Genomic DNA, 16,359 nt, shown 5'->3' with positions numbered 1-16,359 from the left:
CCCCGCAAGGGGGCTTTTTTGTTGGGCACGAGAGTGTGTTGTCAGGCGCGATTGCCTATCGCCCGCGCAGCCGCCAAAATACCAGCAATCGCTTCCCCAGAAACTCGTCGGAGGACACCATGGGAACCGCCATCACCTTCAAGCGCCCGGACGGCAAGGACGCATCGGGCTATCTCGCCAATGCCGCGCGCGGCAACGCGCCGGGCGTGGTGGTCATCCAGGAATGGTGGGGGCTGTCGGACCAGATCAAGGGCCTGTGCGATCGCTTCGCGCTGGCCGGTTTCGATGCGCTCGCGCCCGATCTCTACAAGGGCAAGGTGGTGCCGTATCACGACACCGACGCCGCCGGCAAAGAAATGAACTCGCTCGATTTCATGGACGCCACCACGCAGACCGTGCGCGGCGCCACGCAATATCTGTCGCGCAACGGCGCCAAGGTCGGGCTGACAGGCTTCTGCCTCGGCGGTGCCGTCACCATCATCGGCGCGGTGCATGTGCCGGAGCTCGCGGCCGGCGTCGTGTTCTACGGCATTCCGCCGGAGCAGGCCGCCAAGCCTGCCGACGTCAAGATCCCGCTCCAGGCCCATTTCGCCAACAAGGACGATTGGTGCACGCCGGAACTGGTCAATGGCTTCGAAAAGGCCATGAAGGCCGCCGGCAAGTCGCTGGAGCTGTTCCGCTATGACGCCGAGCACGCCTTCGTCAACGAGCAACGCCAGGCCGTCCACGACCGCGAAGCCGCCGAGCTCGCCTGGGGCAGGGCGACGGAGTTTTTTAGGAAGCATCTGGGGTAGGCTGGTCGCCGACGGACCGCGATCAGCTCTACTGCCGCGCCACGATTGAAAATCAATCACCGCAATCATAGTGCAGTCGCAGGGGTTTCCACCATGCGACTGCTGGAGAGCACGATGATTGTGGATGGCCGCTTGACCAAGATTGTGGTGCCGAGCAAAGCGCTGGAAGCGGCTCGGGACCCCGAGAGGGCCGGTTATCTAACCGGCGCTGTGGTCGACTATGTCAGCCAAATTCAGCACGTCGGCGTCTACACGAGAGGTGAGCTCCCGGCCGTGGCCATACAGGCCTATCATGCCGACTACTATCTCGCTCAGGTCTGCAACGGCGGTCACAGCCAGTTCATCGGCAACACAGGGCTCGCGATGCTCCCAACGACGTCCGGCGATGCACTCGCTGGATTGGAGGCGATGGGAGCGAGCTCGCAACACCAGATCTTGCAGGAGATGATCGCCTGGGTAGAGGCACATCCAGGCGAGGCTGCGCTGCAGACCGGATTCGAAAACCGCGCCGCGGCGCTCAGCGCGCTTGATAAGCGCTTCTATGCGGTAGAACGAGAGCAACCAATGACACCGCTCGCGGCCCGATGGATCGCAAGCTGGCCCGAATTGCGCGCCATCGCGCAGGAGCAGTATTCTTCTGAAATCGAGCGGCTTGCGCAGCTTAACCCACATCGGTCCCACCGCCGGATCTGGCAAAGCGTTCGCCACATCAGCTTCCAGATGACTGACGATTTGCAGATCACGGTCGCGGCGGCCTGCGGGGCGGTAAGGCCTGACCCAGAGCTCAAGGTTATGGTGCTTCCAGGATTCGACACCGATGTGGAGGGGCAGCAATGCACGGCGTTCGGCGTAAGGACCAACAAGGGCTCGCGGCTATGCGTCTTTGATGAGGCGGGTGGACGACTTTATCAACTTGCGACGCCCCCTACGATAGTGGGCGCGCGGCTGTCGACTGTGGGGACTGACACGATCCAGAATTTCTTGAGAATTGCCGAGCAAAACTTTGCGGCCGAAGCGATCGACCTGCTGTTGCGGAAGTTAAGTCTGGGCCCCACCGCGGCGATCACGGCCTTGAGCGTGAGCGACGATCGAGCCATTTGGTGTGCGGTCACAGGAGAGACCAGCGTTTTGATCGAACCTTGGGCGACCGCGCCCAGGTCATCGGATCTGGTGGCGAACTCGTGCTCAGGGTCATGCGAGACGAAATCGAGCGTCATGCCGCAGACGCGGCCGTGGGGCGCAACAGCCTGCAAGACCGGCCATAACCCTCGTTGCGATTTGCGCCATTTTGCGGTCGAGCCGACCCCAGCCACTCTTGACGCCGTCCCCGCGCCATGGTGAGTATCCGCCCTATGAGCACCGCCGTCCGCCCATCCCGTCTTTGGTGGCGCACCTCCTAAGAGGTGGCCGGTGCGATTTATTCTCCCAAAATCGTCTGAGGTCGCCCACGCAGTGCGGCGGCCTGATCGTTTGTCCTGTGTGGCGTTCCCTCGACAAGTTTCGTAAGAGGACCCCATGAACAGGACCGTCTTTGCCCTTCCGGCTCGAAGCGACTACGTGACCCGCGCAGGGCTTGCGATCACGCGCGTGGCGGAACAGTTTTCCGGCGGCGCCAACCGGCTCGACGATCTCGTCAGCCTGCTCGACCGCCGCCGCGGCGTGGTGCTGTCGTCGGGCACGACCGTGCCCGGCCGCTACGAGAGTTTTGACCTCGGCTTCTCCGACCCGCCGCTCAAGCTCGAGACCACCGGCGTCAATTTCAAGCTGGAAGCACTGAACGCGCGCGGGGAGGTGCTGATCGCCTTCTTCGCTGACGTCTTGCGCGAACCCTGCGTCGTGATCTCCGAGAAGACGCCCACGCGCCTTGCTGGTCATATCATTCGCGGCGAAGCCCCGATCGACGAAGACCAGCGCACGCGGCGCGCCAGCGTGATGTCGCTGGTGCGCGATCTCGTCGCCGCGTTCTCCGCCAATGACGACGGGGTGCTCGGCCTGTTCGGCGCCTTCGCCTACGACCTCGTGTTCCAGATCGAGGATCTCGTGCAGAAGCGCGCGCGCGAGAGCGACCAGCGCGACATCGTGCTCTACGTCCCCGACCGCCTGCTCGCCTATGACCGCGCCACCGGCCGCGGCGTCGTGCTCACTTACGATTTCGTGTGGAAGGGCGAGTCCACCGCGGGCTTACCGCACGAGACCGCCGAGAGCCCCTACCTCAAGACACCGCGCCAGGGTTTTGCCGATCACGCGCCCGGCGAATATCAGGCCACAGTCGAGACCGCGCGCGCCGCCTTTGCGCGTGGCGATCTGTTCGAGGCGGTGCCGGGGCAGCTCTTCGCCGAGCCCTGCGACCGCTCGCCGGCGGAAGTGTTCCAGCGGCTCTGCGTCATCAACCCGTCGCCCTACGGCGCGCTGATGAATCTCGGCGAGGGCGAATTTCTCGTCTCGGCTTCTCCGGAAATGTTCGTGCGCTCGGACGGACGCCGGGTCGAGACCTGCCCGATCTCGGGGACGATCGCGCGTGGTACCGATGCGATCGGCGATGCCGAGCAGATCCGCCAGCTCCTGAACTCCGAGAAGGACGAGTTCGAGCTCAACATGTGCACCGACGTCGACCGCAACGACAAGGCACGCGTCTGCGTCCCCGGCACGATCAAGGTGCTGGCGCGCCGGCAGATCGAGACCTATTCAAAACTCTTCCACACCGTCGACCATGTCGAAGGCATGCTGCGTCCAGGGTTCGATGCGCTTGATGCGTTCCTCACCCATGCCTGGGCCGTCACCGTCACCGGCGCTCCAAAACTCTGGGCGATGCAGTTCGTCGAGGATCACGAGCGCTCGCCGCGCCGCTGGTATGCCGGCGCGATCGGAGCGGTGAATTTCGACGGCAGCATCAACACCGGCCTCACCATCCGCACCATCCGGATGAAGGAGGGCCTCGCGGAAGTGCGCGTCGGCGCCACCTGTTTGTTCGACTCCGATCCCGCCGCCGAGGACCGCGAGTGCCAGGTCAAGGCCGCGGCCCTGTTCCAGGCGCTGCGCGGCGATCCGCCAAAGCCGCTGTCGGCCTTCGCGCCCGATGCCACCGGAAGCGGCAAGCGGGTACTGCTGATCGACCATGACGACAGCTTTGTGCATATGCTGGCCGATTATTTTCGCCAGGTCGGCGCCGATGTCACCGTAGTTCGCCATGTGCATGCGCTCGACATGCTCAAGCAGAAGCGGTGGGATTTGCTCGTGCTGTCGCCCGGGCCCGGCAGGCCTGAGGATTTCGGCATCAAGAAGACCATCGACGCGGCACTGGAGAACAAGCTGCCGGTGTTCGGCGTCTGCCTCGGCGTCCAGGCGATCGGCGAGTATTTCGGCGGCGAGCTCGGGCAGCTCACGCATCCCGCCCACGGCCGGCCCTCGCGGGTGCAGGTGCGCGGCGGGCGGCTGATGCGCAATCTGCCGAACGAGATCGTGATCGGCCGCTATCACTCGCTCTATGTCGAGCGCGACAGCATGCCGGAGGTGCTATCCGTCACCGCCAGCACCGAGGACGGCGTCGCGATGGCGCTCGAGCACAAGACCCTGCCGGTCGCCGGTGTGCAATTCCATCCGGAATCGCTGATGTCGCTCAGCGGCGAGGTGGGCTTACGAATTGTCGAGAACGCGTTCCGTTTGGATGCGCGCGCTGATTGAGAGGCACCATGACTTTTGACCACGATCTGAAGGCGAGCGTCCGCACCATCCCGGACTACCCCAAACCCGGGATCTTGTTCCGCGACATCACCACCCTGCTCGCGGATGCGCGTGCGTTCCGCCGCGCGGTCGACGAACTCGTCAATCCCTGGGCCGGCAACAAGATCGACAAGGTCGCCGGCATGGAAGCGCGCGGCTTCATCATCGGCGGCGCGGTGGCGCACCAGGTTTCGGCCGGCTTCGTGCCGATCCGGAAAAAGGGCAAGCTGCCGCACACCACCGTGCGGATCGCTTACTCTCTCGAATACGGCATCGACGAGATGGAGATGCATGTCGACGCCATCCAGCCCGGCGAGCGCGTGATCCTGGTCGACGACCTCATCGCCACCGGCGGCACCGCGGAAGGCGCGGTGAAATTGCTGCGCCAGATCGGCGCCAATGTGGTCGCCGCCTGCTTCATCATCGACCTGCCGGATCTCGGTGGCGCCGCCAAGCTCCGAGCGATGGACGTGCCGGTGCGCACGCTGATGACGTTCGAGGGGCACTGAGCGGCAACCGCGCCGCTGGTGACGTTCAGATCGGCTCGGCCTTTAGCTCCGACAGCCAATGCAGCATGCGCTCTTTGAGCAGCGCATTCCTGACATAGGCAGTCTCCTCATCCTCCAGACGCTCACATTCACCAAACGTCAGGGCCGCCTCGCCATGGGCGTTCCACGCAGCCTGGAGGCGACGACAGGTGTGGCTACCCTGGCGCAGCGAGAACCAGATGCGGTTCTGGATGGTCTCGAGGTTCGGGGCCTGACCGACCCAGGCCTCGCCCGAGGCCGCGCAGCGGACGACGTAGATGCCCGCAACGGTCTTCCGGTCCTTGTAGACGGCGATCGCTGCTTTCCGGTCGATGGTCACGGTGAAGGGGCCTTGCTGAGGAACGCTGGTGCGTAAACTCCAGTAACCGAAGGGCCGCTCGACGTCAATATTATCCGGGTAAAATGTTCAGGACCGTTGCAGGATCAGGCTGAGCTCGAGCTCGCGGAAGGCGAGATAATTGCGCCGGGTCCACTGGTGCAGCTCGGTCGAAGCATCCTTCTCATGGCGCAGGTAGCCGGTGAAGGAGAAGTTCAGGCGGCCGATATAGGTCTTCAGGAAGCCGGGCAACGCCGGCAGGCGCAGCAGCCGGCCGCCGGCCATCGCTTCCGGCAGCTCGCCGCGCACGATGTGCTCGTTATCCACCGTGATCAGGTTGATCCGCGGGATCTGTTCGCGCAGCATCTCGTGGGCGCGGGCCGAGACGCGGTCGGTGTCCGCAACGAACAGGATCATCGGCGCGACGTGGCGGCGCGCCGCCTCTTTCAACAGACCGATCTCCTCGGTCATCTTGAAGAACTCGTCAAAGGCGTGGAAGCCGAGGTCGATCACCTTGGCAAGCCCGTCATCGACGATGACGCGATCCATCAGCTGCATCTTGCCATAGGTGTCGATCACGTCGGCGGTCTCCGTGATCTTCGGCAGATAGTCGAGCAGCGACGGCTCCTTCAGGTTGACGTCGAAGGCCACGACGTTGCCGTTCTTGAGCAGCAAAAATTCGCTCAAAAGCCGCGCCAGCAGGGTCTTGCCGACCTGCGGGCGGGGCGAACAAATGATGTAGAGGGGCGTCGCGGGCATCGATAGCTATATCAGTCGAACTTGGCGACCAATCCAGCCGTATCCGCCCGGCTTGCGCAACTATTTTTAGCTGTTGCGGCTCCCGGATTTCGTCGAGCCGACGATATCGGTCAGCCGGATCCGGTCGAATTCGCTCCAGACGTTCGCAAGCCAATGCCGGACATAGCCGCGCAGCACGAACGAATAGTTCGCTGCCTCGTCGTTGATGCCCTTGTTGGCGACGAATTTCAGGAACGGGACGGAGGACACCTCGACCTGCTCATAGGCCATTTCGTTGAGCTTGGGGATGGTCAGCTCGGTCGCGTCCTTGATGCGGTTGAAATACGACTGGTAAGTCGCCTGGTCCCACTGGAAGAACTGGGTATCGTTGATGAAGTTCTTGACTAGGAAATATTTCGCGCCCCCCATGAAGCCTGCGGTCTCGGCGATTTCGTCCAGAGAGGCGATCGAGGGTCCGAGGATGTGGAACACGGCAAAGGTGATCTGGCCGGCCTTGGCGGCGTCGAGGAAACCGATGTCGCGCAAGGAGGCGAGCGCCGGCGAGAGCAGGCCGGCGCGGACGTCGATCACGGTAACCGACGGGCTCGTCGCGTTGAGCGTATCGAAGATCTTCATCTGGTCCGACGTCGTCGTCATGTCGACGATCTCGGTGATGTCAGGGTGGAAGCGCTTCAGGGTTCCGCGCGGCGACTCGGTGTCGAAGGCGCGCGTCGGCACGTTGTTGGCGGAAAAATAATCGAGCAGGGTGCGCGACACGGTGGTCTTGCCGACCCCGCCCTTGTCTGCGCCCACCACAACCACTGCCGGCTTTGCCATTGCTGTCCCCTAACGCGCCCCCGATCGCGAAGTCGCAATCGGCCGGGCCCCAAATCGATGTCGCAAAGATGTCCCAAGTCTGCTGTTGGGCGCGAACATGGCAGAAACAAGGGAGAATTCAATTCCGCAGACCCCAGTTACGGCAATTCCCGAGGTTTTTCCCAATCGCGACGAAACCCGCCGCGCATGGCGTCAAATCACGCTCAATGGCGGCCCCAAGGACCCAAGGGATTGCCCAAGGGATTGCGCACGGGATTGGCTGAGCTGGGTGCGGGCACCGGCGGCGGATTGGCCGCGCCGTCAGCGTCATTCCAGGGACCCTGCCGCAGCGCCGGTGGGGCGTCCGGCCGGTCGGCCTGCGTGTCCGGCTCCTCGGTCCCGTCGGCGGGAGGCGGCAGCGGGCCGGGATCATGGCCGCCGGCGAACTTGACCAGCGCATCGACCCGGGACTGCACTGAAGGGTGGGTCGCGAACAAATCGGCAAACCCCTCGCGCGGATTGTCGACGCAGAGCTCCATCACTGCCGAGGTTGCGCCCGGTAGTTCGCCGCGGTTCTCGATCTTGCGCAGTGCCGAGATCATGGCGTCCGGGTTTTTCGTCAGCTCGACGGAGCCCGCGTCCGCGAGATATTCCCGCGAGCGCGACAACGCGAGCTTCACCACCTGCGACAACAGCCAGGCCACCACGATCAGCACGACCGCGATGATGATGACGATCACCGCGCCGCCCCCCGAACTCTTGCTGTCGCTCGACGACGAGGACGATCGTGACGACGAGGAGGAGCCCGACGACCACGAGCCGCCGGAGCCCCAGCTGAAATTCGTGAACAGACGGAAGAACAGTTCGCCGAAGAACCCGACCACACCCGCGATGATGACGGCGACCACCATGAGCTGCACGTCGCCGTTCTTGATGTGGGTCAGCTCATGGCCCAGCACCGCCTCGATCTCCTTGTCGTCGAGCGCATCGAGGAGACCGGTGGTGACGGTGACCGAATATTGCCGCGGGTTGAGGCCGGTCGCGAACGCGTTAAGCGCCGGGCTCTCCATGATCTTCAGCTTCGGCATCGTGATGCCGCGCGAGATGCAGAGGTTTTCGAGCAGATTATAGAGCCGAGGCTCTTGCTGCCGGGTGACGTCGTGGCCGCCGGTCACCGCATCGATCATCGACTGGTGGAAAAAATAGGCGATCACGATCCAGGCCGCTGCCACGACGGTCGCAACCGGTGCGGCGACTTTCAGATCATAGAAGGCGCGTCTCAGATAATGGACGACGGTCTCGTCGCCGTTGATGACGACTTCGGCGATCAGCGCGCCGGCATAGACCAGCACATAGACCAGCGCGAACAGGCCGGCGAGCAGCAGCATCGAACGAAACTTGTTCGAGGCGATGTGCGTGTAGAGACCATACGCGGCCATGACGCGATGCCCTGCCGGCCTATCGACTCAACTCAGAACTTCACCTGCGGCGTGGCCTCGACCTCGGTGCGGCTGGCGCCGAGATCGAAGAAGTCCTTTTTGGTGAAGCCGAACATGCCGGCGAACAGAGCGGCGGGCATCTGCTGGATGCCGGTGTTGTATTCCTGGACCGCGTTGTTGAAGAAGCGGCGGCTGGCCGCGATCTTGTTCTCGAGGTCGGACAGCTCGCTGGCGAGCTGCTGGAAATTGGCATTGGCCTTGAGGTCGGGATAGGCCTCCGACAGCGCGATCAGCCGGCCGAGCGCGCCGGAGAGCTGGGTCTCGGCCGCGGACACCTGCGCCGGTCCCTGCGCCGACATCGCCGAATTGCGCGCCTTGATGACGTCGTCGAGCGTGCCGCGCTCATGCGAGGCATAGCCCTTCACCGTCTCGACCAGGTTCGGGATCAGATCGTGGCGCTGCTTGAGCTGCACGTCGACGTCGGCAAAGGCTTGGCCGACGCGTTGACCCAGCGCCACCAGCCGGTTGTAGGCGGCGAAGGCAAAGAACACGAGGACAGCGATAACGCCGAGAACGATCCAGCCGGTCGACATGGAGAACTCCTGAAGGGGGAAGAAGGCGGGCGCTAGGGTAGACCAAATTGGCGCGGAGCGAGAGCCCGGCGCAGAGGAAAGGTAGGATTTGGTCGGATGAGGGGCTATCCGAGTTCAAGATGAAAGAGCCGGAGGAGGTTAACTTTCGGCAATGGCGGCATCGCCCCAGCGCCAGCGCCGGGCGCTCGCATAGGCGGCCTTGTCACGGCGCGGCACCTTCGTGATCGCGAGGCCTTTCCCGGTGCAGACCTTGGCCGTGATCTCGGCCTTGCCGATATCCGGCGGCGCCAGCACGCGCGCGGCGCGGGTTGCGGGCGGCGTACGGGTCAGCGCCACGTAGATGAAGCGCTCGTCCTCGAACGGCACCTCGGCGCCCTTGATCTGGCGGTGAGCCTGCGAGCGCGGCAAGCGCTGGGAGAAATGGCACCAGTCCGGCGCCGCCAGCGGACACGGCTTTTCATGTGGGCAGGGTGCGGCGACGTAGGCGCCCGCCGCGATCAGTTGCTGGCGCAAAGCGAGGATGCGCGCGTAGCCGGCGGGCGTGCCGGGCTCGATCACGACCAGCGCGTGGCGCGCTTTCGCCCACATCGCTTCCGCGAGCTTGCGTTGATCGCTCTCGCTGAGCTCGCCGATGACATAACTCGCGACGACGAGATCGGCTTGCGAGACCTCGGCGAGGTTCGCGCCGGCATCGCCCGGCAGATAGCGGCAATCCGCCAAACGCGTGCTGTCGCGCGCCAGTTCGAGCGCGAGACGGCTGAGCCTGGCGTTAGCGTCGAGCAGGGTGAAATCCTGCAGCGAGGAGAACGCCTCCGCCGCGGCCCAGCTCGCGGTGCCCGGACCTGCGCCGACGTCGAGCAGTGTTTCCGGAGCGAGGTCCGGTACGATCTCGATCAGCGCATTCAGACAGGCCGCCACCGCCGCGTAGGTCGCCGGCATGCGCGCGAGCGCATAGGCGAGCGCATCCGCCTCCGACTTGATCGTGCCGGAGCCACCGCCTGCGCGGTAGGTGGTGGAGATCTTCTGCGATCGCTGCGCAGCGTCGGTGCGGGAAAAGCCCTGCAGCTTACCGTCGAGCGCCGCTTTCAGTTCGGCGGGGAGAGTCGGAGAGATCATGTTTGATCATCCGCTTTCGCGGATGACGACGTCAATGGGTGTGGAACGACCGGAAGCTCACGCCACGTTCTGGTCGAGAATATCCACCGCCTCTTGCAGGTTCACCGACACCAGCTGCGAGACGCCGCGTTCGGCCATGGTGACGCCGAACAGGCGGTTCATCCGCGCCATCGTGATCGGGTTGTGGGTGATGATGATGAAGCGCGTGTCGGTCGAGGCGGTCATCTCGTGCAACAGGTTGCAATAGCGCTCGACGTTGTGGTCGTCGAGCGGCGCGTCGACTTCGTCCAGCACGCAGATCGGCGAAGGATTGGTGAGGAACACCGCGAAGATCAGCGCCATCGCGGTCAACGCCTGCTCACCGCCGGAGAGCAGCGACAGCGTCTGCGGCTTCTTGCCCGGCGGCTTGGCGATGATTTCGAGGCCGGCTTCAAGAGGGTCATCGCTCTCGATCAAATGCAGCGCGGCTTCGCCGCCGCCGAACAGCTCGACGAACAGGCGCTTGAAGTGGTTGTTGACGACCTCGAACGAGGTCAGGAGCCGCTCGCGCGCCTCCTTGTTGAGGCTCTGGATGCCCTGGCGCAACCGCTTGATGGCCTCGACAAGGTCGTCGCGCTCGGTGACCAGACCGTTGTGCTGGGTCTCGACCTCGCGCAGCTCTTCCTCGGCGCGCAAATTGACAGCCCCCAGGCGCTCGCGATCGCGGCGCATTTTTTCGAGGTCTTCCTCGATGTCGTGCAGCGGCGGCAGCTCGGCGCCGGGTTCGATCTCGGCGAGGCCGGCAACGGCCTGCGGCTCGACTTCCAGCATGTCGCGGATCTCGCGCTCGATGTCCTCGAGCCGGCGCCGCGCGCCTTGCATGCGCTCCTCGGCGCGGGCGGTGGCCTCGCGCGAGCTCGACAGCGCCTCCAGCGTCAGCTTGGCGACGCGATCGGTTTCGGCCATCGCGGTTTCCGCGCTGGCGAGCGCATCGGCAGCCATGCGGCGGTCGTTTTCGGCGTATTCGATCTCGGTGATTAGCGCGCTGCGCTTCTCTGCGAACACGGCCGGCGCGTTCTCCAGGTCGCTTCGCTCGATCGAGACTTCGGCGATGCGCGCCTGGATAGTGTCGATGTGGGAGGCGGCGCTCTCCTTGCGGTTCTGCCACTCGGTGCGTTCGGCGAGGATCGCCTGCACGCGGCGGTCGGCCAGCTCGGCTTCGCGCGCCAGCGCCTGTGCCTCGGCGCGGACCTGAGCGGCCATGCGGCGATGACCTTCGATGTCGCTGCGGACGGCGGCGAGACGGGTTTCGGTGTCCTCGCTCGACGGCAGCTCGGAGATCCCGGCTTCGGCGGATTCGTAGGCGGCTTCGGCCTCGGCGCGGTCGGCGGCCAGGCGGCTGTGCGCTTCCGACAGCGTCGCCTTGCGCGCGGCGTGGCGGCTGATTTCGCGCTCGACAGTGGCATGACGCTCGCGCGCGACGTTGAGCTCGCGCTGCGCGGCGCGCCAGGCTTCGCGGCTCGCACCTTCGGTGCTGGCCGCCATCTGCAGCTCGGCCTCGGCGTTCTCCAGCGCCTGACGCTTGATCTGCGCGTCGATGCGGGCCTGCTCCAGCTCGTTCTCGATGTCGATCAGGCGGGCGCGCTCGGCAAGCCGCCGTGCTGCGCCGGTCGGCGCGTGGGCGGCTGCGACAAAACCGTCCCAGCGCCAGACGTCACCTTCGGGCGACACCAGCCGCTGGCCGGTCTTGAGCTGCGAGACCAGCTCGGCGCCGCGCTCGCGCGGCACCACGCCGATCTGCGCCAGGCGGCGGGTCAGCTCGGCCGGGGCCTGCACGTGGCTGGCGAGCGGCACGACGCCTTCGGGCAGTTCCGGATCGCCGTCGGTGACGCCGGCATTGGTCCAGCGCATCGGCGCGGACGGATCGACCGGCGCGTCGAGATCGTCGCCAAGCGCCGCGCCGATCGCCTTTTCAAATCCCTTGTCGACGGTGATGCCGTCGATGATCGGCGGCCACAGATTCTTGGTCTCGCCGTTGAGGATTTTGGAGATCGTGCGCGCCTCAGTATCGAGCCGTTGCACGCGCTTGTCGGCTTCGACCAGCGGCGAGCGCGAGGATTCCAGCGTCTGCCGCGCCGCGACGTGCGCGGCTTCGCTGGCTTGAGCCGCGGCTTCCGAGGCCGCCAGTGTCTGCTCGGCGTTCTCGACCGTCGCGGTCAGCTCGTCGAGATCGCCGAAGCCGCCGGTCGCCTCGGTGAGCTTCTGCTCTTCCGCCGCGACCTTCGAAATCTCCTGGTCGAGCCGGGCGAGCTTGTCGCGGTGGGTTCGAACGTTGGCTTCGAGTTGATTGCGCTTGGCGGTGAGGTCGGCGAGCGCGGTGGTGAGCTCGGCGAACTGCTGCTCGGTTTCGGTCAGCACCGCCTCGGCTTCGGCGACACGCTCGTCGACGCCGGAGCGCTTCTCGACGCGCGACTTGATCTCTTCCTTCAGCTCGGCATCTTCGGCGTCGAGGCGCTGCAGCGCGACATCGGCGTCCATGGTCTGCTGCTGGGCACGCGAGATGTCGCCTTCGAACTGTGCGAGGCGCCGCTCGAGCTCAGCGACGCGCTCCTTGGCGCGCTCTTCCTCGCGATCGAGCAGCTCGCGGGCGTTGGTCAGGCGCTGCAGCCCCGCTGCGGCGCGGGCTTCGGCATCGCGCAGCGCCGGCATTTCGGCAGCGCGAATCGCCTGGATGCGGGCGGCCTCGGCCTGGTGCTGGGTCCGCTCGGCCATCTCGCGGACCGCGAGATCGTGGGTGTGGCCGGACTCGTTGACGTCGGCATGGGCGCCGATCCAGCGCAGGTGGAACAGGGTGGCTTCCGCCTTGCGGACCTTGGCCGCGACCTCGCGATAGCGCACGGCCTGGCGGGCCTGCTTCTTGAGGCCTTCCATTTGCCCGGCTAGCTGGCCAATCACGTCCTCGACGCGGGTGAGATTGGTTTCGGCCGCCTTGAGCCGCAGCTCGGCTTCATGGCGGCGGGCGTGCAGGCCGGCGACACCGGCGGCGTCTTCCAGTACACGGCGGCGCTGCTCGGGCTTGGCCTGAATGATCTCGCCGATCTTGCCCTGGTGGACCAGGGCCGGCGAGCGCGCGCCGGTGGCGGCATCGGCGAACAGAATCTGCACGTCGCGGGCGCGCACGTCGCGGCCGTTGATGCGGTAGACCGAGCCGGCCTCGCGCTCGATACGGCGGGAAATTTCCAGCAGCTGGCTGTCGTTCATCGCCGCCGGCGCGGTGCGATCGGAATTGTCGATCGTCATCGTCACTTCGGCGTGGTTGCGCGCGGGGCGATTGCCGGAGCCGGCGAAGATCACCGCGTCCATGTCGGCGGCGCGCAGCGACTTGTAGGAGGTCTCGCCCATCGCCCAGCGCAGCGCCTCGACGAGATTCGACTTGCCGCAGCCGTTGGGGCCGACCACGCCGGTCAGACCGGGCTCGATGACGAAGTCGGTGGCCTCAACGAAGGACTTGAAGCCGTGAAGGCGCAGGCGGGTGATTTTCATAAGCACGCATCTCTGTTGGCAGGCGCGAATCCCCCTGCCGGGACAATACCATGGAAGGCAATGTCGCTATCCGGGCGAGTCGCGCGAGGCGCCTCATGCGGTCGGACAATGGCCGCGGTGCGCCGCGAGGGCAACCGGCGAAAGCCGCTTTTCCCAAGGGATTTATGCCGGGAAAGATACGGCTATCGTGATGCGAATCAGAATCTTGACGAGCGAATCAGCTCTTGAGCAGCGGATTGATCTTCTTGGCGAATTCCTCGAATGAGGTCTCGCCCTTGATCTTCTCGCCGTTGACGAAGAACGTTGGCGTCGAATCGACCTTCAGAACGTCGCTGGCATATTTCTGGTCGGCGGCGATCTTGTCGAGCAGCGCCTGGTCCTTCAGGCAGGCCTCGACCTGCTGCTGGGTCAGACCGGCCTGCTTGCCGATCCGGGTCAGGGTCTCCGTGGTGTTCTTCACCACCCAGTCGTTCTGCTGGCGGAACAGCATGTCGGTGACGGCAAAGTATTTCGGCGCATCGCCATTGGCGATGCAGCGTGACAGCATCGAGCCAGCGGCGGCTTTGATGTCGAGCGGGAACTCGCGGAAGACGTAACGCACCTTGCCGGTGTCGATGTATTCCGACTTGATCTTGGGAAACACCTGCTCGTTGAAGGCCGCGCAATGCGGACAGGTCATCGAGGCGTATTCGGTGATGGTGACGGCGGCGTCCTTCGGGCCCAGCGCCATGTCGGGCAGCGACACCGGCTTGGCGACGTCGCCGGCCGCCGCCTGCGCCATGGCTTCAGGGATCATGGCATCGGAGATGAACCGCAGCGGCGAGAACCCAGCGAGCGCGGCAAGCCCGGTCAGCGACAGCATCGAGGTGAAGGCGCGGCGGGTGATGATCAAGGTCGGCTCCCGGATTGGCGTGGTCTCGCCCGAAATTCCCATTCAGACGGCCTGTCGCTAGCTTGAAACGTCGCTTGAGGCAATGGCGAGCGGCAAGGAGAGGTCCAGTTTGGCCGCAGAATAAGGCTCAATTTCGCTTGATGGCGGCCCCGAGGCGCGCCAGCGCCGACTTCAATTGTTCATCTTCGATGTCGCCCAGGCGCTCAGCCACCGCGGCCACCGATTTGGCGTCCGGCGGGGCGGGCCGGGTCTGCCGGCGGGCGCGCGACAGCGGAGCCTGGCGGAAGGCCAGCTTGCCGACCGCGCTCCAGCCGAAGAAGCGGTTGACCCGCTGCAGGATCACATCGGCGGAGTGCTGGATCTCCAGCGCCATCGGCCCCTCGACCCGCAGCACCAGCGTGGCCGGCTCCTGCGGCTGACCCGCGACCGGCCGCGGCCATTGCATCTTGAGCGGCTCAGCATGGGCCGCGATCTCCGGTCCGGCAATCTGCGCCCACCGCGTCACCAACTCGCGCGCGGCAAAACCCTGCTTGGCATAGGCCTCGGCGAAGACGTCGTTGAGCAGGAGCGACAACGGCTTGGCGCTGATAGGACCGGGTTTCATGGGGCGAAGCTTGGACATGGGACCTTATAGCACTCCGGCGCGTCGGCCACAGGCTCTTCGCCGCGAAGAAAAACGTGGATGCCCGCGACAAGCGTGGGCACGACGTGGAGAGATCGGTGCATTGCCGCTACAGTGTGAACATGAGCCCCAAATCCGTCCTCAAGGCGAAATCGGAACCAGTTCCGCCGGAGACCTCGTCGCGCCCGCTCGCGCTGCTCCAATGGTACGACCGCCACCGCCGCCGCTTGCCCTGGCGCGCTGCGCCCGGCGAGGCATCCGACCCTTACCGCGTCTGGCTGTCCGAGATCATGCTGCAGCAGACCACGGTGAAGGCGGTCGGGCCCTATTTCGAAAAATTCGTCGCGCGCTGGCCTGATGTCACCGCGCTCGGACGGGCCTCGCAAGACGACGTGCTGCGGATGTGGGCCGGGCTCGGCTATTATTCTCGCGCCCGTAATCTCCATGCCTGCGCGGTCGCGGTGACGCGCGAGCACGGCGGCGCCTTTCCCGACACCGAAGTGGGCCTGCGTGCGCTGCCGGGCATCGGGCCCTATACGGCGGCAGCGATCGCGGCGATCGCGTTCGACCGCCGCACCATGCCGGTCGACGGCAATATCGAACGCGTGGTCTCGCGGCTCTTTGCAGTTGAAGAAGAGCTCCCGCAGGCCAAGCCGCTGATTCAGGAGTTGGCTGCGACGCTGCTTGCCGATTCTCGCGCCGGTGATAGCGCCCAGGCGCTGATGGATCTGGGGGCCTCGATCTGCACGCCGAAAAAGCCGGCCTGCTCGTTATGCCCGCTGAACGAGGACTGCACGGCGCGCGCGCTCGGAACGCAAGACACGTTCCCGCGCAAGGCGCCGAAGAAGAGCGGCGCGCTACGGCGCGGCGCCGCCTTCGTTGTCACGCGCGGCGACGAGCTTCTCGTCCGCAGCCGTCCCGAGAAGGGTCTGCTCGGCGGCATGACCGAGGTACCGGGATCGCATTGGCTGGCCGGGCAAGAAGATGCCAAGGCAAAACAGCAGGCACCCGAGCTGAAGGGGCTCTCGCGCTGGCAGCGCAAGATCGGCGTGGTCACCCACGTCTTCACGCATTTCCCGCTGGAACTGGTGGTCTACACGGCGAAGGTGGTAATGCGCACGCGGGCACCGGCAGGCATGCGCTGGGTGCCCATCGCCACGCTCGCCGACGAAGCATTGCCCAACGTCATGCGTAAGGTGATTGCGCATGGATTGGACCCCTAGCAGCCCATCCTGCTGACAAC

Annotated in this window: 14 protein-coding genes; 5 read left to right on the top strand and 9 right to left on the bottom strand. The window is 65.2% G+C overall.

The window, feature by feature from the left end; translation table 11 throughout:
• Nucleotides 1–119: 119 nt before the first annotated feature.
• The 4 genes from IVB40_RS27610 (at nucleotide 120) to IVB40_RS27595 (ending at nucleotide 5,023) form a co-directional block, all read left to right on the top strand.
• Nucleotides 120–794, top strand: a complete 675-nt coding sequence (locus IVB40_RS27610) for a dienelactone hydrolase family protein (protein WP_008134159.1) — start codon at nucleotides 120–122, stop codon at nucleotides 792–794.
• 93 nt (nucleotides 795–887) lie between these two features.
• Nucleotides 888–2,135 (top strand): DUF4375 domain-containing protein, encoded by a 1,248-nt coding sequence (locus tag IVB40_RS27605; RefSeq protein WP_247816878.1) that lies wholly within the window; start codon nucleotides 888–890, stop codon nucleotides 2,133–2,135.
• 174 nt (nucleotides 2,136–2,309) lie between these two features.
• Nucleotides 2,310–4,475 carry an anthranilate synthase component I gene (locus tag IVB40_RS27600; protein ID WP_247816877.1) on the top strand — a complete coding sequence of 722 codons (2,166 nt, stop codon included), beginning with the start codon at nucleotides 2,310–2,312 and terminating at the stop codon, nucleotides 4,473–4,475.
• An 8-nt stretch (nucleotides 4,476–4,483) separates the two neighbouring features.
• The gene (locus IVB40_RS27595) at nucleotides 4,484–5,023 is read left to right on the top strand and encodes an adenine phosphoribosyltransferase (RefSeq protein WP_007595035.1); all 540 of its coding nucleotides are present in this window, start codon (nucleotides 4,484–4,486) and stop codon (nucleotides 5,021–5,023) included.
• Between the two features lie 25 nt (nucleotides 5,024–5,048).
• Here IVB40_RS27595 and IVB40_RS27590 read toward each other — a convergent pair whose 3' ends face one another.
• The 9 genes from IVB40_RS27590 to IVB40_RS27550 form a co-directional block, all read right to left on the bottom strand.
• Nucleotides 5,049–5,381 carry a GIY-YIG nuclease family protein gene (locus tag IVB40_RS27590; RefSeq protein ID WP_247816876.1) on the bottom strand — a complete coding sequence of 111 codons (333 nt, stop codon included), beginning with the start codon at nucleotides 5,379–5,381 and terminating at the stop codon, nucleotides 5,049–5,051.
• Between the two features lie 87 nt (nucleotides 5,382–5,468).
• Nucleotides 5,469–6,137, bottom strand: a complete 669-nt coding sequence (locus tag IVB40_RS27585; RefSeq protein ID WP_247816875.1) for a hypothetical protein — start codon at nucleotides 6,135–6,137, stop codon at nucleotides 5,469–5,471.
• A gap of 66 nt (nucleotides 6,138–6,203) precedes the next feature.
• Nucleotides 6,204–6,953: a hypothetical protein gene (locus IVB40_RS27580; protein WP_247816874.1), complete on the bottom strand. Its 750-nt coding sequence runs from the start codon at nucleotides 6,951–6,953 to the stop codon at nucleotides 6,204–6,206.
• Nucleotides 6,954–7,156: 203 nt separating this feature from the next.
• Entirely contained in the window at nucleotides 7,157–8,371 is a 1,215-nt protein-coding gene (locus IVB40_RS27575) for a M48 family metallopeptidase (protein WP_247816873.1), read from the bottom strand.
• A 32-nt stretch (nucleotides 8,372–8,403) separates the two neighbouring features.
• Complete coding sequence (locus IVB40_RS27570; protein WP_247816872.1) at nucleotides 8,404–8,964, bottom strand: LemA family protein; 561 nt, start codon at nucleotides 8,962–8,964, stop codon at nucleotides 8,404–8,406.
• A 138-nt stretch (nucleotides 8,965–9,102) separates the two neighbouring features.
• The gene (locus IVB40_RS27565) at nucleotides 9,103–10,080 is read right to left on the bottom strand and encodes a small ribosomal subunit Rsm22 family protein (protein WP_247816871.1); all 978 of its coding nucleotides are present in this window, start codon (nucleotides 10,078–10,080) and stop codon (nucleotides 9,103–9,105) included.
• A gap of 57 nt (nucleotides 10,081–10,137) precedes the next feature.
• Nucleotides 10,138–13,602 carry a chromosome segregation protein SMC gene (gene smc / locus IVB40_RS27560; RefSeq protein ID WP_247816870.1) on the bottom strand — a complete coding sequence of 1,155 codons (3,465 nt, stop codon included), beginning with the start codon at nucleotides 13,600–13,602 and terminating at the stop codon, nucleotides 10,138–10,140.
• 217 nt (nucleotides 13,603–13,819) lie between these two features.
• Complete coding sequence (locus IVB40_RS27555) at nucleotides 13,820–14,494, bottom strand: DsbA family protein (protein WP_018454930.1); 675 nt, start codon at nucleotides 14,492–14,494, stop codon at nucleotides 13,820–13,822.
• A gap of 127 nt (nucleotides 14,495–14,621) precedes the next feature.
• Nucleotides 14,622–15,116, bottom strand: a complete 495-nt coding sequence (locus IVB40_RS27550) for a DciA family protein (RefSeq protein ID WP_247816869.1) — start codon at nucleotides 15,114–15,116, stop codon at nucleotides 14,622–14,624.
• A gap of 122 nt (nucleotides 15,117–15,238) precedes the next feature.
• Between IVB40_RS27550 and mutY the strand changes: the two genes are divergently transcribed.
• Nucleotides 15,239–16,339: an A/G-specific adenine glycosylase gene (mutY, locus tag IVB40_RS27545; protein ID WP_247816868.1), complete on the top strand. Its 1,101-nt coding sequence runs from the start codon at nucleotides 15,239–15,241 to the stop codon at nucleotides 16,337–16,339.
• The last annotated feature ends 20 nt before the right edge of the window (nucleotides 16,340–16,359 follow it).

Origin of the sequence: Bradyrhizobium sp. 40, assembly GCF_023100925.1 — a bacterium.
In the GTDB taxonomy this organism is placed as follows: domain Bacteria; phylum Pseudomonadota; class Alphaproteobacteria; order Rhizobiales; family Xanthobacteraceae; genus Bradyrhizobium.
The sequence above is the reverse complement of the archived record's forward strand: the minus strand, read 5'-3'. Positions and strand labels throughout refer to the sequence as shown.